This is a genomic window from Rhodanobacteraceae bacterium (assembly GCA_024234055.1).
Classification (GTDB): Bacteria; Pseudomonadota; Gammaproteobacteria; order Xanthomonadales; family SZUA-5; genus JADKFD01.
The window spans coordinates 168,286-192,386 of sequence record JACKOW010000009.1; the positions used below are offsets into that span (position 1 = coordinate 168,286).

General features: G+C 64.6%; 20 protein-coding genes. 12 read left to right on the plus strand and 8 right to left on the minus strand.

Translation table 11 applies throughout. The features are described from left to right. Positions 1–4 precede the first annotated feature (4 nt). Both H7A19_15315 and rocF read right to left on the minus strand, forming a co-directional pair. Positions 5–3,052 (minus strand): EAL domain-containing protein, encoded by a 3,048-nt coding sequence (locus H7A19_15315; protein ID MCP5476199.1) that lies wholly within the window; start codon positions 3,050–3,052, stop codon positions 5–7. A 150-nt stretch (positions 3,053–3,202) separates the two neighbouring features. Further along, a complete protein-coding gene (gene rocF, locus H7A19_15320) occupies positions 3,203–4,126 on the minus strand; it encodes an arginase (GenBank protein ID MCP5476200.1) in 924 nt (307 codons plus the stop codon). 379 nt (positions 4,127–4,505) lie between these two features. Between rocF and ruvB the strand changes: the two genes are divergently transcribed. The 11 genes from ruvB to H7A19_15375 all read left to right on the plus strand — a co-directional run bounded on the left by ruvB (position 4,506) and on the right by H7A19_15375 (position 14,208). Beyond that, on the plus strand, positions 4,506–5,549 hold the full coding sequence (gene ruvB / locus H7A19_15325; protein MCP5476201.1) for a Holliday junction branch migration DNA helicase RuvB: 1,044 nt from the start codon (positions 4,506–4,508) through the stop codon (positions 5,547–5,549). After that, on the plus strand, positions 5,550–5,966 hold the full coding sequence (gene ybgC, locus H7A19_15330) for a tol-pal system-associated acyl-CoA thioesterase (GenBank protein MCP5476202.1): 417 nt from the start codon (positions 5,550–5,552) through the stop codon (positions 5,964–5,966). Then, on the plus strand, positions 5,963–6,649 hold the full coding sequence (gene tolQ / locus H7A19_15335; protein MCP5476203.1) for a protein TolQ: 687 nt from the start codon (positions 5,963–5,965) through the stop codon (positions 6,647–6,649). The genes ybgC and tolQ overlap by 4 nt, the downstream gene beginning before the upstream one ends. A gap of 154 nt (positions 6,650–6,803) precedes the next feature. Further along, positions 6,804–7,229: a protein TolR gene (gene tolR / locus H7A19_15340; GenBank protein ID MCP5476204.1), complete on the plus strand. Its 426-nt coding sequence runs from the start codon at positions 6,804–6,806 to the stop codon at positions 7,227–7,229. 77 nt (positions 7,230–7,306) lie between these two features. Next, positions 7,307–8,164, plus strand: a complete 858-nt coding sequence (locus H7A19_15345; GenBank protein ID MCP5476205.1) for a TonB C-terminal domain-containing protein — start codon at positions 7,307–7,309, stop codon at positions 8,162–8,164. Between the two features lie 4 nt (positions 8,165–8,168). Further along, on the plus strand, positions 8,169–9,488 hold the full coding sequence (gene tolB / locus H7A19_15350; protein ID MCP5476206.1) for a Tol-Pal system beta propeller repeat protein TolB: 1,320 nt from the start codon (positions 8,169–8,171) through the stop codon (positions 9,486–9,488). 57 nt (positions 9,489–9,545) lie between these two features. Continuing rightward, on the plus strand, positions 9,546–10,061 hold the full coding sequence (gene pal, locus H7A19_15355; GenBank protein MCP5476207.1) for a peptidoglycan-associated lipoprotein Pal: 516 nt from the start codon (positions 9,546–9,548) through the stop codon (positions 10,059–10,061). 6 nt (positions 10,062–10,067) lie between these two features. After that, on the plus strand, positions 10,068–10,961 hold the full coding sequence (gene ybgF, locus H7A19_15360; GenBank protein ID MCP5476208.1) for a tol-pal system protein YbgF: 894 nt from the start codon (positions 10,068–10,070) through the stop codon (positions 10,959–10,961). A gap of 80 nt (positions 10,962–11,041) precedes the next feature. Continuing rightward, on the plus strand, positions 11,042–11,722 hold the full coding sequence (gene queE / locus H7A19_15365; protein MCP5476209.1) for a 7-carboxy-7-deazaguanine synthase QueE: 681 nt from the start codon (positions 11,042–11,044) through the stop codon (positions 11,720–11,722). Positions 11,723–12,204: 482 nt separating this feature from the next. Then, positions 12,205–12,906: a 7-cyano-7-deazaguanine synthase QueC gene (queC, locus tag H7A19_15370; GenBank protein MCP5476210.1), complete on the plus strand. Its 702-nt coding sequence runs from the start codon at positions 12,205–12,207 to the stop codon at positions 12,904–12,906. Between the two features lie 21 nt (positions 12,907–12,927). Beyond that, positions 12,928–14,208 carry a PP2C family protein-serine/threonine phosphatase gene (locus H7A19_15375; GenBank protein ID MCP5476211.1) on the plus strand — a complete coding sequence of 427 codons (1,281 nt, stop codon included), beginning with the start codon at positions 12,928–12,930 and terminating at the stop codon, positions 14,206–14,208. Between the two features lie 421 nt (positions 14,209–14,629). On the opposite strand, the gene H7A19_15380 is transcribed toward H7A19_15375, so the two are convergent. Both H7A19_15380 and yfcC read right to left on the minus strand, forming a co-directional pair. Further along, positions 14,630–16,012 (minus strand): IS1380 family transposase, encoded by a 1,383-nt coding sequence (locus tag H7A19_15380; GenBank protein ID MCP5476212.1) that lies wholly within the window; start codon positions 16,010–16,012, stop codon positions 14,630–14,632. 223 nt (positions 16,013–16,235) lie between these two features. Next, positions 16,236–17,687, minus strand: a complete 1,452-nt coding sequence (yfcC, locus tag H7A19_15385; GenBank protein ID MCP5476213.1) for a putative basic amino acid antiporter YfcC — start codon at positions 17,685–17,687, stop codon at positions 16,236–16,238. A gap of 166 nt (positions 17,688–17,853) precedes the next feature. On the opposite strand from yfcC, the gene H7A19_15390 reads away from it, so the two are divergent. Beyond that, on the plus strand, positions 17,854–19,479 hold the full coding sequence (locus H7A19_15390) for a hypothetical protein (protein MCP5476214.1): 1,626 nt from the start codon (positions 17,854–17,856) through the stop codon (positions 19,477–19,479). Between the two features lie 7 nt (positions 19,480–19,486). On the opposite strand, the gene H7A19_15395 is transcribed toward H7A19_15390, so the two are convergent. From H7A19_15395 to H7A19_15410, 4 genes are read right to left on the minus strand one after another with little or no spacing between them, the layout of a single operon-like run. Further along, a complete protein-coding gene (locus tag H7A19_15395; GenBank protein MCP5476215.1) occupies positions 19,487–20,497 on the minus strand; it encodes an arginine N-succinyltransferase in 1,011 nt (336 codons plus the stop codon). Further along, entirely contained in the window at positions 20,494–21,567 is a 1,074-nt protein-coding gene (locus H7A19_15400) for an arginine N-succinyltransferase (protein MCP5476216.1), read from the minus strand. The genes H7A19_15395 and H7A19_15400 overlap by 4 nt, the downstream gene beginning before the upstream one ends. Further along, a complete protein-coding gene (locus tag H7A19_15405; GenBank protein MCP5476217.1) occupies positions 21,564–22,589 on the minus strand; it encodes a helix-turn-helix domain-containing protein in 1,026 nt (341 codons plus the stop codon). Before H7A19_15405 ends, H7A19_15400 begins: the two co-directional genes overlap by 4 nt. 18 nt (positions 22,590–22,607) lie before the next feature. Further along, the gene (locus H7A19_15410) at positions 22,608–23,738 is read right to left on the minus strand and encodes a succinylglutamate desuccinylase/aspartoacylase family protein (protein ID MCP5476218.1); all 1,131 of its coding nucleotides are present in this window, start codon (positions 23,736–23,738) and stop codon (positions 22,608–22,610) included. Between the last annotated feature and the right edge of the window lie 363 nt (positions 23,739–24,101).

The window sequence follows — 24,101 nt, forward strand, 5'->3', positions numbered from 1 at the left end:
GGTCCTATCCCCTGCTGGTTGTGCTCAGCTCAAGTGCCGGCGATCTTGATGCCAGCCATTGTCTCAGTTCCGGCATGGGCAGTGCGGCGCTGTAATGGAAGCCCTGAGCCCAGTCACAGCCATGGCGCTGGATGAAGGCCAGATCGGCCTTGCGCTCCACGCCTTCGGCCACCAGCTCCATGCCCAGATTGTGACCCAATCCGATGACCGAGCGGCAGATGATCGCCGAGTCCGGATCGTCGGCCACACCCATCACGAAGGACTTGTCGATCTTCAGCTTCTGCACCGGGAAGCGCTTCAGATAGGCCAGCGAGGAATAGCCGGTGCCGAAGTCGTCGACCGACAGACTGACGCCCAAGCTGCGCAGCCGAAGCATCAGGGCCACGGCCTCATCCTGATCGTGCATCAACACGGTCTCGGTGAGCTCGAACTCGAGCCGATCAGCCGTCAGCGCGTGGCGAGCCAGCGCCGAACTGACCGTCTTGACCAGCTCCGGGTCATGGAATTGGGCCAGGGACAGATTCAGTGCCAATCGTACGCGTGGCAATCCGGCAGCATCCCAGGCAGCCAGATCGGCGAGGGCGCGCTCGATCACCCACTGCCCCATGGCCGCGATCAGGCCGCTGCTCTCGCACAGCGGAACGAACAGGTCGGGCGCCAGCAGGCCGCGTTGCGGGTGCTGCCAGCGAATCAGCGCCTCAATGCCGTGCAGGGCGCCGCTGCTCGCCGACACCACCGGCTGATAGTGCAGAACAAATTGATTGCCGGCGATGGCATTGGCCAGGTCGTCCAGCAGTGCGCGCCGTTCGGTCAACTCGTGATGCAGACGCTCGGTATAGAAGCGATAGGTGTTCCGGCCCTCGGCCTTGGCGTGATACATGGCCAGATCGGCCTTGCGCAGCAGTTGGTCGGCGTTCTGGTCGTCGTTGGGGCAGAGCGTGATGCCGACGCTGACGCCCACTTGCACGCGATGCCCGCCGATGTCGAAAGGGTCGGCCAAGGCCGTGATCAGCGTATTGGCCATGCGCGCGGCAACGCTGGCATCGCTGATCTGCGGCAGCAGCAGCGCGAACTCGTCACCGCCCAGGCGCGCCAGACTGGCGCCCGGAACCAAGCGGGTTCTCAGGCGCTCGGCGACGGCGCACAGCACGCCATCACCCACCGCATGACCGAGACTGTCGTTGGCCAGCTTGAAGTGATCCAGATCGAGGAACAGCACCGCCATCAGCGTACCCGTGCGCAGGCTCTGCTCGACCGCCTGTTCCAGTCGATCATTGAACAGGGTGCGATTGGGCAGGCCGGTGAGCGTGTCGTGCGTGGCCAGCATCCGGATCTGTTCTTCCGAGCGCTTGCGCTCGGTGACGTCGCGTACCTGCAGGTTGTAGAGACCGCCGCTCGGTCCTCGCCAGTAGCTGACCGAGACTTCTGCTGGGAAATTGCTGCCGTCGCGGCGCTCAGCGCCGAATTCCTGGACTCGGGTCGCGGCGCGGCTGGTCGCGCGGCGCTCGACCTGTCCCGCGTTGTCGCCATCCACCCGTGGATCCCAGGGCATCAAGCGGGACAGCGGCGCACCGAGCAGTTCCTCCTCGCGCCAACCGAACATCAGTTCCCCGCTACGATTCAGACTGCGGATGAGGCCATCGTCATCGATCTGGATCAGCGCATCGTGGGCCAGTTCGGTGACGGCGCGAAACTGCGCCGCCGAGGCCCGCAACTGATCGCTGCTGTTCTGCAATTGCTCGGCATAGGCATTGAACTTGCGTGCCAGCAAGCCCAGTTCGTCGCCACCGGGAACATCAATCCGTCCCGGTCTTGAACTCTGTTCGGCGACAGCAAGCTGCGAGACCATGCGCCGGATCGGCATCACCAGGTAGCGTCGCACCAGCCAGCCAGCAACGGCCATTACCGCGATGATGGCCAGAGACATGGTCCAGGCCAGCTGGCGCATGAAACCCAACACCGCATCACGCACCAGCCTGGCCGGCTGCACCACTACCAGCTGCCAGTGGGCTTCCGGAAAGCGCAAGCTGGTCACCAGCACCGGCTCGCCCAGAAAGGCATCCCGATCCAGCGTGGTCTGCCGAACCGCCAGTCCGCTGCTGCCATCATCGCGCAGCTGGTCGGCAATGCGCAGAGCCTCGGCATCGTCGATGTTGTCGCTGGCAGCGGCGATGTCCCGGGCCAACGCCAACAGCTCCGGGTCGGGTCTGATTTCGGTGCCACGGCGTAGATAGGCCGCCAGTTCGGCGAAGACCGGATATTGGCGGATCAGGCCTTCAACGGCGACCGTGGGCGAGTAGCTGGCGCCCGCCAGCTCGGCCGGCTCCGGTGGACGGGTGATGAAGACTTCGTTGCGGTCCAGGGCGAAGGCGTAGCCGTTCAGTGCCTGGCCGCGTTCGAGCAAGAAACGCTGCAGGCCGGACAGGCGCAGATCCACGGTGCTGACACCGATGAAGCGGGCGCCGCGATGCATCGGCACGGTGCAGGTCACCATGGCTTCGCTGGTGTAGGGATCCTGATAGGAGCGCGACCAGTAGCAGTGCGCCTCGCGCTGATGGCGCGCCGGTACATACCATTCCTCCTGGTGGTATCCGGGCCCACCCGGGGCGTTGTAGTCGTCGAAATAGCGGAGCTTGCCGGCTGCATCACGGCCCCAGAAGAAGCTGCGACGCTCGGTGCCCGGCTCGAATTCGCCCGGCTCCGGCCAGATGCCGCCGCCGGCAATCAGGTCGGCACGATCTTCCAGATCCAGCAGATGCGGCAGCAGACGTCGCCACAAGCCTGCATCGCGTGGCAGCAGTTCACCCAGATTGGCCAGCGTGGCGGCCAGACCCTCGGCGAGCGCCAGTTGCTGCCCCACCTCTGCCGCCAGCCGTTGGGTGGCACTGCTGGCCAGCGCCTTCTCCCGCGCCAGCAGCAGATCGTAGCCGCGACCGTAGAAGACCAGCAGAACGGCAGCCAGCATCATCGCCAGGCCAAGCAGCACACCGATCAGTACCCGCGCCTGCAGGCCACGGCGGAACGGCACCTGCGTGCGTTCGAATTCGCGCATCCAGATTCGTCTTCATTGGTGTTGCCCCCTGAAGACGAACGCTCGCACGAGCGTCGCCGCATTGCAACGGCAAACGAGGGGAACGAGGGTCGAGCGACCGAAGAACTGTCGACGTCGCGACCGGTAGATCGGACTCTGCCGGCGGCAGGCTCAGCGCTCGCGACGCACCAGTGTCGATTTCCCGAACAGGCTCTCGATCAGGTCGACCGCCAGCACGGCGGTACGGTTGTGGTCATCGAAGGCCGGATTGAGCTCGACCACGTCCAGAGATCCCAGCAATCCGGTATCGGCGATCATTTCCATGACCAGCTGGGCTTCGCGGTAGTTCGGTCCACCCGGCACCGTGGTACCCACGCCCGGCGCGATCTCCGGATCGAGGAAATCGACATCGAAACTGACGTGCAGGTGGGTGTGGTGGTCCAGGTCCGCCAGCGCCTCCTGCATGACCTTGCGCAATCCGTGTTCGTCGATGTAGCGCATGTCGAAGATGGACATCTGCTGTTCGTGCACCAGTCGGCGCTCGCCGGTATCGACGCTGCGGATGCCGATCTGATGAATCTGATCGCGGTTCAACGCGGGCGAAAATCCGGCCAGTTCCACCAGCGCCTTGGGCCCGATGCCGAACAGGCAGGCGACGGGCATGCCATGGATGTTGCCCGAAGGGGTGATCTCGCAGGTGTTGAAGTCGGCATGGGCATCCAGCCACAGCACCCGCAGCTTCTTGCCCACGCGCCGGCAGTGCGCCGAGACTGCACCGATGGAGCCGATGGCCAGGCAGTGATCACCGCCGAGCATGATCGGCAAGCGGCCCTCGTCCAGAGCGGCGCTCACCGCCTCGAACACGCGCTTGTTCCAGGCCGTCACCTCCGCAAGATGACGATAGCCTTGGTCGGGCGGCTGCATCGGATTGATCGGTCCGACCAGATTGCCGCGGTCGTCGACATCAAAGCCGCGCGCCATCAGCGCTTCGCGCAAACCGGCAACGCGCAGCGCTTCCGGGCCCATCGAGGCGCCGCGGTCAGCAGCACCGACGTCGGTCGGGGCACCAATCAGCGTGATCGGATGAGGTGTCATGAGTATTCACTCGATATGCAGAATAGGCGCGCAGCCTAAACGCAGGTAGAACCGCGCGGCAAGCGCTCCTTTGCTTGTGCGCTCCGCTCGTTCAGAATCCGCTTCGTCCAAGCGCTTTTTCTGGACGCGAGACGCGAAACGCGAAGAAAAAGCAGAAAGGATGCGAAGCAGGACGAGAAGCGAGGCCGGGGATGGATGACGTCCGACCGCACCGAGTACTACCTGCGCCCGGGGTGCCTGGAGTCAATGTCTACCTGTGCCATGTCTTACGCCAATGACTCGATCACTGGATGATGGTCCTTGCGCTCTTTGTGCTTTTTCCTGCGAACCTTGCCTGCCGTTCTTCCCCGCAACTGAGCCGTAATCATCACGGATGACCATGAGTTCCAGCGACCCGCGCATCGTCTCTCCGGTTGCCAGCCGTGAAGAAGACCTCATCGAGGCCAGTATCCGACCGCGCAAGCTGTCGGAATATCTGGGCCAGAAGGCCGTGCGCGCGCAGATGGAGATCTACATCGAAGCCACGCGCCGACGTGGCGAGGCGCTGGACCATGTGCTGATCTTTGGTCCCCCGGGCTTGGGCAAGACCACACTCTCGCATGTCATCGCCAACGAGCTTGGTGTCAATCTGCGCCAGACCTCGGGGCCGGTGCTTGAGCGGGCTGGCGATCTGGCGGCGCTGCTGACCAATCTGCAGCCGCGCGATGTGCTCTTCGTCGACGAGATCCACCGCCTCTCACCGGTGGTCGAGGAAGTGCTGTATCCAGCGATGGAAGACTTCCAGATCGACATCATGATCGGCGATGGGCCGGCGGCACGCTCGATCAAGCTGGATCTGCCGCCGTTCACGCTGATCGGTGCCACCACCCGCGCCGGCCTGCTGACCGCGCCCTTGCGCGATCGCTTCGGCATCGTCCAGCGGCTGGAGTTCTACACGGTCGAAGAGTTGACCCGCATCGTCACTCGATCGGCAGGCATTCTGGGCATTCAGTGCGACCCGGACGGGGCCCTGGAAATCGCCCGGCGCTCGCGCGGCACCCCGCGGATAGCCAACCGCCTGCTGCGGCGCGCCCGCGACTTTGCCGAGATCAAGGGCGAAGGCGTGATCACGCTGAAGGCGGCGTCCGGCGCCATGGAGATGCTGGATGTCGATCACGAGGGCTTTGATGCCCTCGATCGCCGCCTGCTGGGGCTGATGATCGAGCACTTCGAGGGTGGCCCGGTGGGTGTGGACAGCATGGCTGCGGCACTGAGCGAGGAGCGCGGCACCATCGAGGATGTGGTCGAGCCCTATCTGATCCAGCAGGGCTTTCTGATGCGCACGGCGCGCGGCCGCGTGGTCACCCGCAAGGCCTATCTGCATCTGGGACTGAAGCCGCCACGACGACCCGAACCCACCCCCGATCTGTTCGAGGACTCCTGAGTGAGCAAGAGTGCTGCTGAATTCAGCTGGCCGGCCCGCGTCTACTGGGAAGACACCGATGGCGGCGGCGTGGTCTATCACGCCAATTACCTGAAATTTCTGGAGCGCGCCCGCACTGAATGGCTGCGCGCCAAGGGTTTCGAGCAGCGGGCGCTGATGCTCGGAACATCCATGGTGTTTGCAGTCTACTCAATGCAGATACAGTTCCTGAAACCGGCTCGCCTGGATGACGCCCTGCGCATCAGCGCCAAGCTGGGCGTCTGCCGTCGAGCCAGCTTTGCGATGACCCAGGTCATCAGCCATGAACGCGATGGCACCGAGTTGTGCCGCGCCGAGGTGGAAATTGCCTGTCTCGATGCCGAAACCTTCAGACCCATACCCATACCGGCCCAAGTATTGACGGAGATTCAGCGGTGAACAGTGGTGAGTTGAACTTGTTGGAACTGATTCTGGGTGCGAGCTTGCCGGTGCAGGTCGTCATGGTGCTGCTGATTGCGGCCTCGATCTGGTCCTGGTGGATCATCTTCCGCAAGCGCGCGGTGATCAGCATGGCCACGCGCACCGCAGATGAATTCGAGGAGCGCTTCTGGTCTGGCGCCGATCTGGCCCAGCTCTATCGCGAGGTCAGCAATCGCGGCAAGCCGGCGGTGGGTCTGGAGGGTGTGTTCGAGGCCGGATTCCGTGAGTTTGCGCGCCTGCGCCAGCGGCGTCAGATCGACAGTCGCACGCTGATCGAGGGCAGCCAGCGCGCCATGCGCGTGGCGCTGTCGCGCGAGGTCGACCGCCTGGAACAGCATCTCAACAACCTGGCCACGGTCGGCTCGATCAGTCCCTATGTGGGTCTGTTCGGTACCGTCTGGGGCATCATGGTCGCTTTCCACGGCCTGGCTGCCGTCAAGGAAGCCACCATCGCCATGGTGGCCCCCGGCATCTCCGAAGCCCTGATCGCCACCGCCATGGGCCTGTTCGCGGCCATCCCGGCGGTGATCTTCTACAACCGCTTCTCCAACGCCGTCGAACGTATTGAAGTGCGTTATGACACTTTTCAGGAGGAATTCAGCAGCATCCTCCAGCGTCAGGCGCATGCGGAGGACAACTGAGCGGCTGCGCCGCTCAGAAGCGGTGAAACGTGAAACGTAAAACGTCAATTCAGATGCGCAAACCCCACGCTGTGCCAATTGACGTTTTACTTTTCACGTTTCACTTGTCTGGCAATCGAGCATCACTGAACACCTAGAGGCAGCCCCCACCACCATGCGCCGCAAACGCCGTAAGCCCGTCTCCGACATCAACGTGGTGCCCTACATCGACGTGATGTTGGTGCTGTTGATCATTTTCATGGTCACGGCGCCGCTGATGAATCTGGGCGTGGAGCTGGATTTGCCGCAGGCCAATGCCAATCCGCTGGATACGCCGGAGGATCCGGTGATTGTCAGTGTCGACAGTGCCGGGGACCTGTTTCTCACCATCAAGGGTGAGCGCGAGCCGATCGACATCGAGGGGCTGACCACCAAGATCGGCGCCTTCGTGCGCAACAACCCCAAGGTGCCGGTGCTGGTGGGTGGCGATCGCAATGTCAGCTATGGGCGGGTCTATGAGGCCATGGTCGCGCTGCAGGCTGCGGGCGCACCGCGGGTCGGGCTGATGGCTGATCCGCTGCCGCAGGAGCCGCGCAAGTGAGCCGCCGCCCTCAGATTCGCGGGAGTGCCTTGCCGGCCACCGACAACCAGCAACCGACAACCCATCGCTTCTGATCTATGGAATCGGCCGCTGACCGCACCCGGGCACTCGTTTACGCCATTGGCGTACACGTACTCGCGGCACTCATCATGTTTGCCGGCCTGTTCGTCAGTGCACCCAAAAAGCCGGTCATTGCCGGCGGCGCGCTGGAGGCAGTGCTGGTCGACATGAATCTGGGGCGTCCGTTGCCCAAGCCGGCCACCAGGCCCACGCCCAAGCCCGAGCCTCCCAAACCGGTACCCAAACCGGAGCCGGCACCACCGCCACCGCCGCCCGCGGCCAAGCCTGATGACGTCACCGACCAACGCCCGACCTTGCCGACGGTGCCTGATCAGAACGCCATGAATCTGGAGCGCCAGAAAGAGCAGCTGCGCAAGCAGCAGGAGGAGCAGCGGCGCCAGCAGGAGATCGAAAAGCAGCGCATGCAGCAGCTCGAAGACATCCGCAAGCAGCGCGCAGAAGCGGCGCGTCTGACCCAGGAGCGGGAAAAGCAGCTGGCGCAGGCGCGCGAGGCCCAGCGTGCCCAGGAAATACTGACTCAGCCAGCCACGCGAGAGCCCGAAGGGCAGCAGAGACCCGGCCAGGACGCGGCCAATGATCTGCTCAGCCAATATGCCGGACTGATTCAGGAAGTGGTGACCCAGAACTGGCGCAGACCCGCCAACACGCCGCCGGGGATCCGCTGCGTACTCAAAGTGCGTCAGATCCCTGGCGGGGAGGTCATCGGTGTCAGCATCGGATCGCCGTGCAACGCGAATCCGTTGATCCAGCAATCGATCATCCAGGCTGTCGAACGCGCCAGTCCGCTCCCGTACATGGGCTTTGAGGCAGTCTTCCAGCCTGCACTGAACTTCAACTTCCGCTATGACGGGTGAACCGATGCAAAGACTCATCAGCACTGCAGTACTGGTTCTGGCTCTGCTCGGCCTGGCGCGCATCGCCAGTGCCCAGGGTCTGGAGATCGATATCGTCAACGGTCGCGACGCGGCCATTCCGATTGCCGTTGTGCCCTTTGCCTGGGAGGCGGCAGCCATGCCCGATCCCACATCCATCGATCAGGTCGTCAGGGCCGATCTCAACCGTTCCGGGCAATTCCGGGCGCTGGCCAAGGAAGACGTGATCGAGCTGCCGGCACGGGGAGCCGACATCCGCTTTCCCACCTGGCAGTTGCTCAAGCAGGATTACATCGTCGTCGGGCGTATCCAGAGCGCCGACGTCGGTTACCGGGTGGAATTTGAATTGCACGAGGTCAAGTCTGGCAAGCCGCTGCTGGCGCTGGCGCTGCCGGTGCGTCCCGGAGACTTCCGCGCGGTGTCTCACCAGATTGCCGATCTGGTCTACGAGAAGATCATCGGCGTGCGCGGCGCCTTCTTCACCCGCATTGCCTACATCACAGCCAAGCGCAAGGGCGAAGGCAAGTACGAGTACGCCATCTGGGTGGCTGATTCCGATGGCTACAACGAACAGCGCATCGTCTGGAACGACGAGCCATTCCTGTCGCCGGCCTGGTCGCCGGACGGCAAGTCGCTGGCCTATGTGAGCTTCGAGCGCCAGGGCGGTCACACCATCTACCTGCATGAACTGGCCACTGGCTCGCGCCGGGTGATCACCTCGTTCAAGGGCATCAATGGCGCGCCCACGTTTTCGCCCGATGGCAGCACGCTGGCGCTGACCCTGTCGCGCAGTGGCAATCCCGAGATCTACACGCTGAATCTGCTGAACAACAATCTGACGCAGCTGACCCGGCATTTCTCCATTGACACCGAAGCAGCCTGGATGCCGGGTGGCAACAGCCTGATCTTCACCTCCGACCGATCCGGCAAGCCCCAGATCTACAGCATGCCGGCTTCCGGAGGCACGCCTGAGCGCCTGACCTCGGTCGGTGATTACAACGCCCGCGCCTCCGTCTCCTATGACGGCCGCCTTATGGCAATGGTGCAGGGAAATAGGAACGTGTATCGTATTGCGGTCGTGGACCGCGAGCGCGGGGGCACCAACGCGGTTCGGCTGATTTCACCGGGTCCGTTGGATGAATCCCCAAGCTTCGCGCCCAACGCAAGCATGGTGCTGTACGCTGCCCGCGAAGGGAATCGCGGGGTTCTTTATTCGGCACCGATCGACGGATCGATCCGAGCACGCTTGGCCATCCCTGACGGCGACGTTCGGGAACCGGCGTGGGGACCCTTCAGGCAACGTTGATTCAAGTGAAAATAAGATGTGCACAGGTTCGCTGTCATTCGTACGAAGGATAAGAAAATGAATACCCCGATTCGCGTTTTGGTGATTGCGCTGGCCCTGGCTGGCGTTGCTTGCAAAAAGGAAGTGGTCAAGCCGGAAGCCCCGCCGCAGACTCCGGCGCCGACTCAGCCCACGACTGCTCCGGCCCAGGAAGAGAGCTGGACCAACCCGGCCCTGCTCGATTCCAAGCCCTGCCTGGTCTCGCGCGTTGCCTACTTCGACCTCGATCAGACCACGATCAAGTCCGAGGCGATGGAAATGCTGCGCTGCCATGGCAAGTGGCTGGCGAGCAACCCGGGTGCCCGGATCTCGCTGGAAGGTCACGCTGACGAGCGCGGTTCGCGCGAATACAACCTGGGCCTGGGTGAGCGCCGCGGCAATGCCGTGCGCGACATGCTGCTGGCCAACGGTGGTCGCAGCGAGCAGGTTGCCGTGGTCAGCTACGGCGAAGAGCGTCCGATCTGCACCGACAGCGATGAAAGCTGCTGGTCCAAGAATCGTCGCGCCGAGATCGTCTACACCGCCAAGCAGTAAGCGGTCGTGATGATGATCGACGTTCGTACATTGACGCTTCGATCCCTGACGGCGGCCCTCGTGGCCGCCGTCTGTGTTTGTGGATCGGCACAGGCGCAGAGCCGCCTCAGTCTGGCAGAGCGGGTCAGCCAGCTTGAGCGCCAGGTCCAGGGCAGTGCGGACTCCGGCAACATGTCCGAGCTCATCCTGCGCAACCAGGAATTGCAGAATGAAGTCCAGAACCTGCGCGGACTGGTCGAAAGTCAGGCTTTCGAAATTGAAGGCTTGAAGAAGCGCCAGCGCGACCAGTACGTGGATCTGGATTCACGTCTGCAGCGTCTGGAAGGCGGCATGACCGTGCCAGCGCGCCCGGCCGCCAACGAGCCGATGGACAGCGTGGCTCCGGAGCAACTGAACGCTGACGAGCCGACCACCCGATTCGGTGAACCGACGCCGATGAATCCACCGTTGCCGGTAGGCGCCGAGACTGTGGGCGGTGATCTGGCTGGCAATGCTGCCCCAGCGGTGGGTGGTCCGGACGAGAAGCAGGCTTACGAGGCTGCCTTCGAAGCGCTCAAGCAGGGTCGCTATTCCGAATCCTCGCAGCTGTTCTCGATGTTCCTGCAGCAGTATCCCGTTGGTGAGTACGCCGCCAACGCCAGTTACTGGCTGGGCGAGTCCTATTACGTCACCCAGAATTATGAAATTGCCCTGGAGACTTTCCAGGGATTGCTGGCACGCTTCCCGGACAGCCGCAAGGCGCCGGATGCCTTGCTCAAGGTAGGCTATTGCCAATATGAACTGGGCGATTCGCGCAGCGCCGCCCGCACCCTGAACGACGTCGTTTCGCGCTATCCGGATACGCCGGTGGCCCGTCTGGCCCAGGGTCGGTTGCGGGCCTTGCGCCTGGACGGACGCTAGCTGCGGTGCTCGCTGCGCCGTGGCGCAGCGAGCGGTACCTGCAGCGACTGTGCTTTTCTTCGAATTCGACCGAGCCGGGGATGACCGACGCCAGTACCTCTGAAGCGGCCTCGCCGACGGCCGCAATGCTGCGGATCACCGAGATCTTTCACTCGATCCAGGGCGAAGCCGATGCCGTCGGCTGGCCCACGGTGTTCGTGCGCCTGACCGGCTGTCCGCTGCGATGCGCCTGGTGTGACACCACCTATTCCTTTCACGGTGGCAACAAGCGCAGCCTGGATGAGGTGCTTGCCAGCGTTGCCGCATTCAATACCCGGCATGTCTGCGTCACCGGCGGCGAGCCGCTGGCGCAGCGCGCTTGCCTGTCCTTGCTGAGTGCTCTGTGCGACGCCGGCCACGAGGTCTCGCTGGAAACCTCCGGCGCCATGGATGTCAGCGGCGTCGATGCGCGCGTGCGCAAGGTGCTCGATCTCAAGTGCCCCGGCTCCGGCGAGCATCAGCGCAATCGCTACGAGAATCTGCCCTTGCTGAGCCAGGCTGACCAGATCAAGTTCGTCATTGCCGACCGCGCCGACTATCTGTGGGCCCGCGAGCAGTGCCAGACCCGCGGTCTGCCGGCCATCTGCCAGGTGCTGTTCTCCCCGGTGGCCGAAGTGCTGCCAGCGCCGACCCTGGTCGACTGGATACTGGCTGACCGCATGCCGGTGCGCTTTCAGCTGCAGTTGCACAAGGTCCTGTGGGGGAATGTGGCGGGGCGCTAGGGTTGAGCTCGGTTGTCGGGACTCGGGACTCGGGACTCGGGACTCGGGACTCGGGACTCGGGACTCGGGACTCGGGGTTCCGGAAACCCCAACCCGGCGTCATTGCGAGCCACCTGTGTCGGTCCGACACTGCCCACGGGCCATGAACCACAAGCTGCCTGTAGGAGCGACCTCGCGTCGCGACCGGCAAGCCGCAGGTCCGAAGCAGCGGTCGCGCCGCAAGGGCGCTCCTACAGGTGAACAAAGCAAATCAACGACTTGCGATATGGGTTCATGGAGAGGAGCGCAGCGACGAAGCAATCCAGAGATGGGTTACCAAGCCAGAGGATTTCTTTCCCCGGATCAAGTCCGCGCTCTTGTAGGTCCAGACAAGTCTGGACTACAAGAGCGCCGAAGCCCGTAGTCTTGCGTAGTCCTCATCCCCTTTTCCTTTTTCCCTTTTCCTTTTTCCTTTTCCTTTTTCCCTTCTTCAGCTCTGACCCATGTCCTCAGCCATCATCCTGCTCTCCGGCGGTCTCGATTCAGCCACCGTCCTGGCCATGGCCCGTGCCGCGGGCCACCGTTGCTATGCCCTCAGTGTCGACTATCGCCAGCGTCATCGCGCCGAGCTGGTGGCGGCTCGGCGTATCGCCGAGACCCTGGGGGCCCATGAGCATCGCGTCATTCCCTTGGATCTGCGTGCCATCGGCGGCTCGGCCCTGACTGATGACACCATCGACGTGCCGGAATCGCCCACCAGCGGCATACCGGTCACCTACGTGCCGGCCCGCAACACCCTGATGCTGTCGCTGGCGCTGGCCTATGGCGAAGTCATCGGCGCCAACGATCTCTACATCGGTGTCAACGCCGTCGACTACTCCGGCTATCCCGATTGCCGTCCCGAGTTCATCGCGGCTTACCAGCGGATGGCGCGGCTGGCCACCAAGACCGGCGTCGAAGGTGCTGCGATCACCATCCACGCGCCGATCATCGACCTCAGCAAGGCCGAGATCATTCGCCGCGGCATTGCGCTCGGCGTCGATTACGGCATGACCGTGTCCTGCTACCAGGCCGATGGTGAGGGCCGAGCCTGCGGCCGCTGCGACTCCTGCCGGCTGCGTCGCGAGGGCTTTGCCGAAGCCGGCGTGCCCGATCCCACCCGCTACCAGCCGGCGGCTCCGGATTCGTCCGGAATCCATCACTGATCCAGCGTGGGCACTCCGACCATGATCCCGCTGCCCAGTACCGAGCAACTGCGCCGACTCAGCGCTTTCGACGGTGATTCGATGGCCGCCTGGCGGCTGCAGAGCGAAATCCTGCACGCGCTCTATGGCGAGGTGTCGAGCGCCCTGGTGCTGCGCCCGGCTGAATCTGCTGCTCGCCTCGTAGCCTTGAGTGGTGCCGGCGGCGAGACCCAGATCGACGCCAGCGACGCCTTCGACCTCGGCAGTTCCGCCTTGGCGCTGACCGACGACAGCACGGCAGCCCTGCTGGCGACGGCTGCACCTATGCGCATGAACCTGCCGATCGAGGCCCCACACAGCGTACTCCGGCAATTGCTGGCAGCGGATCTGGCGATCGCATTGCCCATCCACGCCGCCGGTCGTAGCGCGCATCTGCTGGTGCTGGGTTGCGCTCCGACGCACGCCCTGGCGCAGGCTCACCCGGATCTGCTCGGTTTGCTGGCCAACTGTCTGGGTTCCTTTCTGGGCGGCGCGCTCGATCGCCGGCAACTGGCAGAGCAGTCGCGCCGGGCGTGGGTTGAAATCGCCGACCTCGCCGATGTGCAACGCTTGTTGCTGCCGGACAACCCGCAGATCCGCGGACTGAGCCATGCCATTCACTATCAGCCATCGGCCGTGGCCGGCGGCGACTACTACGATCTGATGTCGCTGTCGCATCGTATCGATGACTATCCGGCTGACATGCCCGATGTGGTGGGCTTGCTGCTGGCAGATGTCTCCGGACACGGCGCAGGTGCCGCCATGGAAGCCGTGCAGTTCGATGCCATCCTGCGCACCTACAAGGGCAGCGAAGGCGAGGGCCCTGCAGGCGCGCTCACCTACGCCAACCGGCACTTCTTCTCACGCAAGACCCGGCCGCATTTCCTCACCGCGCTCGGGCTGCTGTATCTGCCCCACGAGGGACGGATGCGGCTGTGCAATGCCGGACACCTGCCGCCGCTGCGTCGGCGCCACGGCGGCCTTGAACGCCTGGATCAGGGCCGCGACATTCCCATCGGCATCCTCAAGGAACACGCTTACGACAACCACCTCTACGACGCCCGCCCTGGCGATCTGCTGGTGCTCTATACCGATGGTGTCACCGAGGCCCGCAACGCCCAGGGCAAGGAATTCGGCATCGAGCGCCTGGAATCGATCCTGGCCCGCAACGAGTTGGACACGCCTCAGGACCTGCTCAGTTGCATGCTGAGCGAACTGCATGCCCACCAGGGCGGGGCAATCGGCGTCGATGATCAGACCCTGATCGTCTTGCGTCTGGGGTGAAGGCTGGTTGTGGGTTGCCGGTTGTCGGTTGTCGGGACTCGGGATTCGGGACACTGGGCTCTTGTGGGTCCAGACTTGTCTGGACGCTCTTGGCGACGTGCTGAAACAGCGGGCGTAGGTCACGTTGGTCGCACGTGGGCTATGTGACACGGTGAAGCGGCGACCCTGGCTGTTGCGACAGCGGCCACGTCTAGCCCGCATTTCTCACACCCCCTCGCTTCAACGGTTGCGGGACGTTGTTTCTTGCGGTGGTTGAAGATCGTTCGTCCGCACCGGCGGCAGAACGGCGCTTGGTGTTCGATTTCCGCTCATTTTGGCGCGGGATGTCGTGGCTTTTCTTGCTGATTTGTTTGACTTTATTGCCCGCCGCCGACGGCCGTAGCCCCGGAAGGGGCCGTTGACGCAGGATCGCTGGTTTCAATCAGCCGCTGTCGGCAAGACGAGCGTAGCTGGCGCTCCACAAGTCCTGGTACGGGAAGCTCGACGCCATCGCGATACGAACCCGACGAACGCTCCGAACGACCCAGGCGCCGATCTTCAGCAACTTCAAACGCAGCGTGCCGCAGGTTGCCTGAGCCAATTCAGTGCCGGCGAGTGCTTTTCGCCGCAGCGCGTCCATCAGGACATAGGCAAACGACGACAACCACAGACGCAACTGGTTGCCGAGCATGGTGGCCGTCGACGTGCGATCCGCGAACAGGTCCCCTTGGCATTCCTTGATGCGGTTCTCCATCTCCCCGCGAGCGCAATACAGATCTTCGTACAGCGCTCGCGCTGACCACGTCTCGGATGTCAGCGAGGTCACCACAAAGCGCGGATTGCTTAGACCCGGTAACTGTTCTGCCTTGCCCACCACGCGGCGCTCACGACTCCAACTCTTGCGCGTCGAATAACGGAAATCCGTGAACTCCCGCTCCGCCTTTCCGCTGCGCGCCTGGCGCGCCTGAGCCCGCGCCAAAGCCGGCTCGAGCACCTCGATCAAACGCGCGTTCTTGGCCAGTCCAAACACGTAGTCAACGGCGTTGCTCTCGCACCACGCCATCAGCTCCTCGCGTGCAAAACCGCTGTCCGCCCGAAGCGTGATCCGCACCTTGGGCCAGCGCTTGCGGATCTGTCCCACCACCCGATCCATCTCTTCAACCGCGCCCGCGCTGCCGTCGATGTTCGACCGGCGCAGCTTCGCTGCCAGCAGATGCTTGCCGCAAAACACGTACAACGGCAGGTAGCAGTAACCATCGTAATAACCATGAAAGAACCGCCCCTCCTGATCCCCATGGAGCGGGTCGTCGGTCGCATCCAAATCCAGAACGATCGACTCCGGCGGCGTCTCGTGCGCCTCCAAAAACAAATCCACAAACAACGACTCGATCTGCTCCGGATGATGCGCAATCTTTCGATAACGCTCACCCGGCGTCGCCTTCGGCGCATGCTCCAACCGATTCAGCGTTGACTTGCCCGCCAACGGCGCACAGTCCTTGCGCTGCGCTTTGAGCTTGCCCGCCAGCACCGCCAACACCGGATCGTGCCGCAACTGATCGTGATCGTTCAGATCCTCGTAGCCCAGTGCGATCCCAACCACACGCTGCATCACCAGCGTCCGCACCGAATGCTCGATCAACTCAGGATCTCGACCATCTTGAAAGCACCCGGCCAGCCGATCCATGAGCTTGATCGAATCATCGACGCGACCCAGAAGCAGTGCGCCCGCGTCCGACGTGATCTCGCCGCCATCAAATCCGACAACCACCTGACGACCATCCACTTGCTCAAAAATCGTGCTCGTCGCGCTACACTGTGTCGGCATCGGGGTTCTCCGCAAATCTCAGCTAAGTTGTTCTCGCAACTCAACTTTATCTGATTTGAGAACCCCGGTGCACTACTTAGTGTGAGAAATGCGGGCTAGGGCTTCGCTGCATCGCCTCGTCACGTAGCTCGCTGCGCTCGCAACGTGACCTACGTTACGGCGCGCGCGAGCCTTTCCCGTGCCCCGTGCCCCGTGCCCCGTGCCCCGTGCCCCGTCCCCCGCCTCAGGCAAACCCGATCCACACTGCGCCGATCACGAAGGCGCTGGCCAGCGCCATCATCCAGGCCAGCCAGCGGATGATGAAGCGGGCCCAGGTCAGCCAGTCGATGCGGGCGGCGCCGAGCACGCCCATCAGCATGGCCGATGTCGGCACCAGCAGATTGGTCAGACCGTCGCCCAACTGGAAGGCCAGCACGGCGACCTGGCGGCTGACCCCGAGCAGATCTCCGAGCGGTGCCATCACCGGCATGGTCAGCGCGGCCTGACCAGAGCCTGAGGGCACCAGGAAATTGATGCCCGACTGCACCACCAGCATCAGCCAGGCGGCGAGACTGGCGGGCAGACCTTCCAGCGCATGCCCGAGGTGGTAGAGCAGGGTGTTGAGCACGGACGCCTGGCTGGGGTCGGTGCCGCCGAGCAGCAGGATCAAGCCCTTGGCCAGCGCCACGATGAGCACCACCGGCAACATCTGCGCCGCGCCGGCGCGAAAGGCTTCGGCCAGCACGTTGGCGCTGATTCCAGGACGGCGCGACATCCACGAGATCACGCCCGCCGCCAGGCCCATGGCAAAGAACTGGGCGGCGAGTTCAGGCAGGTAGTAGGCGCGCTGGGTCACGCCCCAGATCACCCAGACCATGGTTGCCGCCAGCACCGCCATGATCGAGTAATCCGAGCGCGTGGCGGCTTCCAGTCCGGCGGTGTGCTGCTCGGCGCGCACGGCCACGCCACTGCGGCGCTGCGACAGCGCATAGCGCAGCGTCATCAGAGCGCCTGCCACCGTGAACAGGGCCCACATGCTCACCCTGAAACCGGCGCCCGATACCGGCGGCAACCCGGCCACCCCCTGGGCAACGACCACGCTGAACGGGTTCATCCAACTGGTGGCGAAACCCACCTGGGTGGCGACGAAGCTGACCAGTACGGCGGTGAAGGCGTTCAAGCCCAATCGGGCAAACACCGGCACCAGGATCAACACGAAGGGAATGGTTTCCTCGCCCATGCCGAAGATCGCCCCGCCCAGCGAGAACAGCAGGAACAGGCCGGGAATCAGGATTTCCATGCGGTGTTCGAAACGGGCAACAAAGCCAGTCAGCGAGCGATCGATGGCACCGGTGCGCATGAGCACACCGAAACTGCCGCCGAGCACCAGCAGGAAGGCGGCAATGCCCACCGCCGAGCCGAACTTGTCGCCGGCCACCAGTCCTTCAAAGGGCAGGTTCAACAGTCCCAGCTTGCCGCCCTCGGCAAACACAGGCACTGCCTGGGCATCGCCGCTGCGCTCATAGCTCTCCAGTGCGATCGAGACCTCGCGCGATCCCTCATGGGTGCTGACCTCGGCGAAGCGCCCCGGTGGCACAAAGGCCACCACCAGCGCCACCAGCAGCGCCACCAGGGCCACGATCAACAAGGTGTCGGGGGCGCGGCTGGGCGCAGTCTGTGTTTCGGCCTGGGTCATTTCGTGCTCCTGGTCAACGGCGCGGTAGGTACAGCCGTGAAATTGCGGGAAAGCGACAGATTCTTGGATCCAATCGCCAGGGACTCTTCATCTGCGTGTCGAATCCGGTCCTCCGGCGAGGCGCTCGGCTAGGATTTGATGCCGGTCTGCCCAGGACGAAATGCCGATGTCGAAGGTCTTGCTGCGTCTGCTGCCCATGCTCGTGCTGCCGATCGCAGTCGCCGCGATGGCGCCGGCCACGGCTGCTGACGGTCCCAGGCTGCTGCTGGCCGGCGGAGCGCTGCCTGTGTGCAGCAACGACAGCCCCGCGGCATGCCTGCCCGGCAAGTCCCCGGGCCCTGCCAGCCTGGGGCAGCGTCATCGTCTGGATCCGGATGGCATTGCCCGGGTGGCCGCTGGCGCCTGGAGCCAGGGCCGTGAGCGCGAGCGCCGGCGCATCGTGGCGGCGTTGAAACGCTGGCATCGGCGCGCTGGCGATCTCGATTTCGATGTCGGCGATCTGTCCACGGCGCTGGCGGCCAGCGCCAGCCTGCGAGACCGCGAAGTCTGGGCTGCGCTGGCCGGATTCGAGCGCGATCTGGTGCTTGACGCACTCGAAAACCGCATCGTGACCGAGCGCGTGGCGCTGGAAGATTCCCGTGCCGAATCGGGGGCAGCAGTCTATCGTGAGTTCGTCGCCATGGCCCGAGAGATCAGCGGTCGCCAGCGACCGCGAATACTGGTCAGCACCGCTTCGGGACGCGATCCCTTTGCCGCCATCGAGTTCTATCTGGAGGTCTTTGCCCAGGCCGGCGCCGAAGTGCGCTGGTTGCCATTGGATCATGCTCTGCGCGCCGCCCAGGATGATCCCCAGCGCTTGTGCCTGCAGCTGGATCGGCTGCGTGGCGAACGCCTGGGCGCCGACGACCGAGCGCGCCTGTATCCGCAGCGTGCGGCCGAACTGCAGGCCGCCTGTCTGGCGCCGCAGCAGCTCACTGAAGCTCTGGACTGGGCCGATGGCGTCTTTCTCAATGGCGGCGACCAGAGTTTCACGCGCGCAGCCTGGTTTGATGCCGATGGGCGCACGCCCTCGGCACCACTGCAGTTGTTGCTGCAGCGACTGGAACGCGGCACCCTGGTGATGGGTGGCACCAGCGCCGGCACCGCAGTACAAGCTGCGCGGCCTGCCCAGGGTGCGGCGGCGATGATCGTCAGCGGGCCCGCACTGCCCGAGGGGGCCGCGGTAGCGCTGCGCCGACTGCCACCGGATCCGGATTGCCGCCGAGCCGGGAGCTGTGGCGGCGTCAATCCCGATGCGCTGATGTATCAGCCCGACGGCGGACTCGGCAGTTTTCCGCTCGGCGTGCTCGACACCCACTTCTCGAATCGCGGTCGCGAGTACCGCCTGGCGCGCCTGCTGCAGGAAAGCAATGTCGAATTCGGCCTGGGTATAGACGAAACCACCGCGTTGCGGCTGGATTGGATCGAAGGACAATGGCAAGGTAGGGTCATTGGCCAGGGCGCCGTGAGCGTGCTCAGGCGCATCGATGATCAGCGCATCGGTCGTCAGCGCTTCCCTGGCGGCAGTGCCTGGATCCTGCCTGGGACAATGCCCGTCGGCGCATGCCGGTTGCCGGCCGCGCCGGCAGTGTCGGTGGCCGCCGACAGCGATGCCCTGAGTCAGTTTCTCGATGGTTTGACCCGCGCCCGGGCGGTGCCCTTGACGCTGGTCGATGGCCATCGTTCCGTGGCGGCCGGGCAGCTTTGCGCAGCCGACGACGGTGCCGGTCAGATCTGGGAGCTGCCGCGCTGAGCGCAATTCAGCCGGCATGATCGGTGGACATGGCCCAGACCTGCCGCAGATCCTGAAGGCCGAACAGCTCGGCCTGCTCTGCGCTCAGTGATAATTGACCGTCCTCGCGGAAGGCCGCAATCGCCAGACAGACCACGTTGCCCTGATCGGCCGTCAGCAGCATCGGGCCAGGGCGTTTGGCGCCGAAACCGGTCCCCAGATCCAGCGGGTAGCGACCCACGGCGCCCGTACAGGGCAGCAGATCAATCGGCGCTTCATAGACCGGGCCGGCATCATCCAGGCTCAGATGCTGGCCGGCCCGCAGTCCGGCCCGTCGCAGCGCGTCGCACCAGGGCATGGCAGCGGCATCGACGGCGCCGATGGCAGCCTGGGCACTCTCGTGCAGTATCGACACCACCAGCGGATGCCGCGGCAGCAGCGCGGCGACATGGGTCTGCCAGAGCAGGCCGAAACGCGCCTGTGCCTGCGCCACGTCACCGGCAAAGAAATGCCGCCCCAGGCCCTGCCAGAACGGACTGTTGCCGCCGGCATCGCGACGCCCCGGCACGGCGGCAATGACCTTGGGCGGTTGAGCGCCGGTCTCGGCATGCAGTTGCCAGTCCCGATAGAGCAGCAACAGCGCCGCGCGCACCATCACGGCGGGCAGTTCGCGTTGTTGCGCCGGCGTGGCGGCTTCACGATCGACGGCAAAATCGGCCAGTTCCGAGGCGCCGGTGAGATCGTTCCCGAGCAGCAGCGTGCGCTCGCGCCGGTTAAGGCCCAGATCGGCTGCCGCGTGCACCACCAGACCCAGGTGATACCAGTAGCGCGGCTGGCTCGATCCGATTTGGCGGCGCAGCTGCAGACAAGCCAGCGGAGCCTGTTCTGCCGCTGCCGCAGGCACCGGAAAGGCCAGCAACAACAGCGAATCGCTGTCCTCCTCGACAAAGCTGGCGCGCTCCAGCTCCCAGCTGGGCAGCAGTCGGGTCAGGGTTGGCAGGTCGGCGCTGGTGGCCGCTCGCAGCATCCATCCGTTCATGCCCGGTCTCCCGCGGCGGCAGGTTCAAATTCTGCGACTCTCGCCCGGTCGCCCGGCGCCATGGCCAGCAATTCGAGGGTCGTGGCGTCCAGTGACAGGCCTTCGCCATCCGGTGCGAGATCGAGCAGCAGAGCCCGGAACTGCTGGCGCTTGCTGTTGATGATCAGGTGCGCTCGCGACGGTGCCGTGGCGCCCGGACCCTGACGCCGGTCCACCCGCAGCAAGCGTGAGCGCGACACGCTCTTGAGCATGGCCAGACGCTCCTGCACGGTCGGGCCCCCATCGAAGATGTCGACATAGGTATCGGTGTCGAAGTCCTCGTCGAGCAGGATCGAGAACGGCAACTCGGCCACCGGATGCAGCTGGCCGATGGCCCATTGGGCCTCTTCGGGCAGCAGTGGCACGTAGATCGGCGAGGGCGGCATCAGGTCGGCGATGAAGGCCTTGCTGCGGCCGCCGGTCAGGCGCTCCACGGTCGGATAATCCATGCCGAAGAAGCGTCGGCCCACCGCGTCCCAGAACGGACAGCGGCCGCTGTCATCGGCTAGGCCGGCACTCTCCGCGGCAACGCGGTCGGCAAAGCGTTCGGCATGTTGCGCAATGAACAGCAGTCGCGCCCGCGACAGCAGTTGCGGCGCCAGCGTGTCGACGAAGGCCGGGTCGATGTGGAAGCTGATCAGCAAGGTGACATCGCTGAGGTCGTGGCACAGGTGCAGGGTGTGGATGCGGTTGCTGACGCCCAGTGGCTTGCTGCTGTGCACCACGAATTCGTTGCGAAAACTGTAGAAGCGATCGGAAAAGCCGGCGCGGGCGGCGATGCCGCTGATGCCGATGACTTCACCGGTGGCCAGTTCCTCCAGCGCAAACAGATAGATTTCCTCACCGCTGACATCCTCGGTGGCGAAGGAATGGATCGAACGCTGCAGCCGGTCGGTGAGGAAGGCGCGGTCCAGCGGCAAGGTGGTGATGCCAACCGGGCTGGCTGCGGCAAAGCGCTCCAGCGCAGGGAGATCGTCTGCCGCGCAGGGGCGTAGCAGAAATTGAGCGGGTCCGGCCTTGGGCTTGCTCATGTCGGTTCCTTGTCGGCATTGGTGGCGCCGGCCGGCGCCGGGCGCTGGTTCGCTCCGGCCAGCCGCCAGGCGGCCGCACGGCTGCTGCGTTCATCGCGGGGGGTATGACCAAAACAGTTGCGATAGGCATTGGAAAAATGGGCGCCGGAGGCGAAGCCGCAGCTCAGACCAATCTGCAGGATGGATTGTGAGCTCTGCTGCAGCAGTCGTCGCGCGCGCGCCAGACGCTGTTCCAGATACCAGCGCGAGGGCAGGGTGTCGAGATGCTGCTTGAACAGCCGTTCGAGTTGACGCCGCGAGACGCCGACCAGTCCGGCGATGTCTTCTGTCGACAAGGGCTCGCCCAGATTGGCTTCCATCAGGGCCACGGCCTCGGCCAGCTTGGCGGAAGCGGCAGTTCCGGCGGGCCCCGATGGCTTGGTGCGTTCGTCGCCGCCGCGCAGCCGCTCCAGGCCGAAGTGCGCCATCAGCTGGCGCCCGAGCTGCTCGCCGTGTTCTTGCGAGAGCCACTGGATCATGAGATCCAGCGTACAGGCACCGCCGGCGCAGCTCAGGCGATTGCGGTCTATCTCGCAGTAGCGACTGGACAACAGTGCCCCGCCAAATGCGGGTGGCGGTCCAGGCGTCGTGGGCGCGCTGCAGCGATAGCCGTCCAGCAATCCGGCCTGGGCCCACCACAGGGCCCCGCCGCCGATTCCGCCAAGCACGCCGCGCGCCTGGGCAATGCGCTGTCCAGCCACTGCCAGATGCTGTCGCAACCACGGTTCGTCACTGGCTTGCGGCGGCGCATCACCGATGACAAACAGGCCATCGATCGCCACCACGGTGGCGGTCAGCGCCTGCGAGATCAGCAGCTGCTCGCCGCCGGCAGCCGCTACCGGGCGCCCATCGCGCGACAGCAGCAGGGTGTCAATGGCGCGCCCGCCGAGCAGTTGGTTGGCTTGGCGCAGAACCGCCAGAGCGCCCCCCAGATCGAGCAGGGAATAGCGCGGCAGCAGCAGGAAGCCGTAGCGCTTGGACATGATGGCTTGCGCGGCTGCTCAGGCCGACAGCAGCTGCCCGCTGCGGACCGCCTGACTGCCCGCCACCTTGGCGATCGACATGCCGGCGTGCACCACCCGCGAGTGCTCGCGCGCGTACAGCAGCCCGTCGACCGGACTGCACAGATCGATGGCCTCCCCGCTGAGCGGATCAATGACCTCGGCGATGCACTGACCTCGCTGCACCCATTGTCCCAGCAGCTGGCGGTGCACCAGCACGCCGCCGCGTGGGCTGATCACCGGTATCGAACCCTCCAGTGGCGTTGGCTCGCGCAACAGCGGTGGCAGTTCCGGCAGTCGCGCTTCGATGAATCCGCGCTGTGCCAGATAGGCCAGGATGGCCGCGGCATCGCGCTCTGCCAGTTCGTGGCTGATATCGGTTTCGCCACGCAGTTCGACGGTGACGGCAACACAGGCGTCCGGCCACGGACCCGGGGTACCGGAATGCTCCTGCCAGCGCCGATTGAGATGAGACCAGACCATCGAGCAACTTTCATCGAAAGGCTCGCCGCCCGATTCGGTGGCCAGCAGGCTGACCTCGGCGCCCAGCAGCCGCGCCAGCGGCTCCACCTGCGGCCACAGCGGATTGGCCGTATACAGATGCATCACGGCCTCACTGTCGCAGTGCAGGTCCAGCACCAGATCGGCATCGATGGACTGCAGCAGCAGGATCTTGCGCAGGCTGGCCAACTCGCTGTCGGCAGGCAGCTCCTTGCAGGATTGCCGCAGCGCTGCGCGCACGCTGGCCACCGTGGGTCGATGACCGGCATCGATCTCCGCGCTCAGCTTGGCGTAGGTCGCTGCGCTCAGGTCCTGGTAGCGCCGGTTGAAATTCTCGCCGGAGCCGAGATCAAATCGTCCCAGGCCGCGCCCGAGCAGACGTTGCGACAGCCCGAGCGGATTGGCCATCGGCAGCAGCACGATCTCCCCGCGCAGCCGATGCTCGGCCTCCAGTGCCGCCAGTTCCCGGCGCAGATGGTAGGCGACCAGCATTCCCGGCGGTTCGTCTGCGTGCAAGGAGGCCTGGATGACGGCCTTGCGCCCTTGCTCCAGCGGGCCGAAATGCAGGCTCTGCAATTCGCGCGTGGTGCCCGGTGTGCAGCTCGTCAACCGATGATGTTCAGTACGCATGTTGAGTGAATCCTGCAGTGGCAGCGCCGCGAGTCGCGGTCATACCCGATCATGGCACCAAGCCCGGCTTGTGTGATGCGTCCGCCACCGCGCGCCAACGCAAAAGCGCAAGCGGGTGTCGCTTTGCGGAAACTTGGGGCAGGGGCAAGGGGCAGGGGGCAAGGGGCACGGGGCAGAGGGCAGAGGGCAGAGGGCAGAGGGCAGAGGGCAGAGGGCAGTGGCAGAGGGCACGGCTGGCGTCTTTGCGAGGAACGAAGCGACGAAGCAATCCAGGGTAGCGCCGCACGCCCCTGGATTGCTTCCCCCGGATCAAGTCCGGGGTCGCAATGACGCCGGCGGGTTCATGGCCCGTGTGCAGTTTCG

What these genes read in the sequence shown, in the direction of transcription:
- H7A19_15315 (MCP5476199.1), bottom strand. Translation starts at nt 3,052, where the DNA reads ATGCGCGAATTCGAACGCACGCAGGTGCCGTTCCGCCGTGGCCTGCAG.
- H7A19_15410 (MCP5476218.1), bottom strand. Translation starts at nt 23,738, where the DNA reads ATGCGTACTGAACATCATCGGTTGACGAGCTGCACACCGGGCACCACG.
- queC (MCP5476210.1), top strand. Translation starts at nt 12,205, where the DNA reads ATGTCCTCAGCCATCATCCTGCTCTCCGGCGGTCTCGATTCAGCCACC.
- queE (MCP5476209.1), top strand. Translation starts at nt 11,042, where the DNA reads ATGACCGACGCCAGTACCTCTGAAGCGGCCTCGCCGACGGCCGCAATG.
- H7A19_15345 (MCP5476205.1), top strand. Translation starts at nt 7,307, where the DNA reads ATGGAATCGGCCGCTGACCGCACCCGGGCACTCGTTTACGCCATTGGC.
- H7A19_15405 (MCP5476217.1), bottom strand. Translation starts at nt 22,589, where the DNA reads ATGTCCAAGCGCTACGGCTTCCTGCTGCTGCCGCGCTATTCCCTGCTC.
- H7A19_15390 (MCP5476214.1), top strand. Translation starts at nt 17,854, where the DNA reads ATGTCGAAGGTCTTGCTGCGTCTGCTGCCCATGCTCGTGCTGCCGATC.
- pal (MCP5476207.1), top strand. Translation starts at nt 9,546, where the DNA reads ATGAATACCCCGATTCGCGTTTTGGTGATTGCGCTGGCCCTGGCTGGC.
- ruvB (MCP5476201.1), top strand. Translation starts at nt 4,506, where the DNA reads ATGAGTTCCAGCGACCCGCGCATCGTCTCTCCGGTTGCCAGCCGTGAA.
- rocF (MCP5476200.1), bottom strand. Translation starts at nt 4,126, where the DNA reads ATGACACCTCATCCGATCACGCTGATTGGTGCCCCGACCGACGTCGGT.
- H7A19_15380 (MCP5476212.1), bottom strand. Translation starts at nt 16,012, where the DNA reads ATGCCGACACAGTGTAGCGCGACGAGCACGATTTTTGAGCAAGTGGAT.
- H7A19_15395 (MCP5476215.1), bottom strand. Translation starts at nt 20,497, where the DNA reads ATGAACGGATGGATGCTGCGAGCGGCCACCAGCGCCGACCTGCCAACC.
- tolB (MCP5476206.1), top strand. Translation starts at nt 8,169, where the DNA reads ATGCAAAGACTCATCAGCACTGCAGTACTGGTTCTGGCTCTGCTCGGC.
- yfcC (MCP5476213.1), bottom strand. Translation starts at nt 17,687, where the DNA reads ATGACCCAGGCCGAAACACAGACTGCGCCCAGCCGCGCCCCCGACACC.
- H7A19_15400 (MCP5476216.1), bottom strand. Translation starts at nt 21,567, where the DNA reads ATGAGCAAGCCCAAGGCCGGACCCGCTCAATTTCTGCTACGCCCCTGC.
- tolR (MCP5476204.1), top strand. Translation starts at nt 6,804, where the DNA reads ATGCGCCGCAAACGCCGTAAGCCCGTCTCCGACATCAACGTGGTGCCC.
- H7A19_15375 (MCP5476211.1), top strand. Translation starts at nt 12,928, where the DNA reads ATGATCCCGCTGCCCAGTACCGAGCAACTGCGCCGACTCAGCGCTTTC.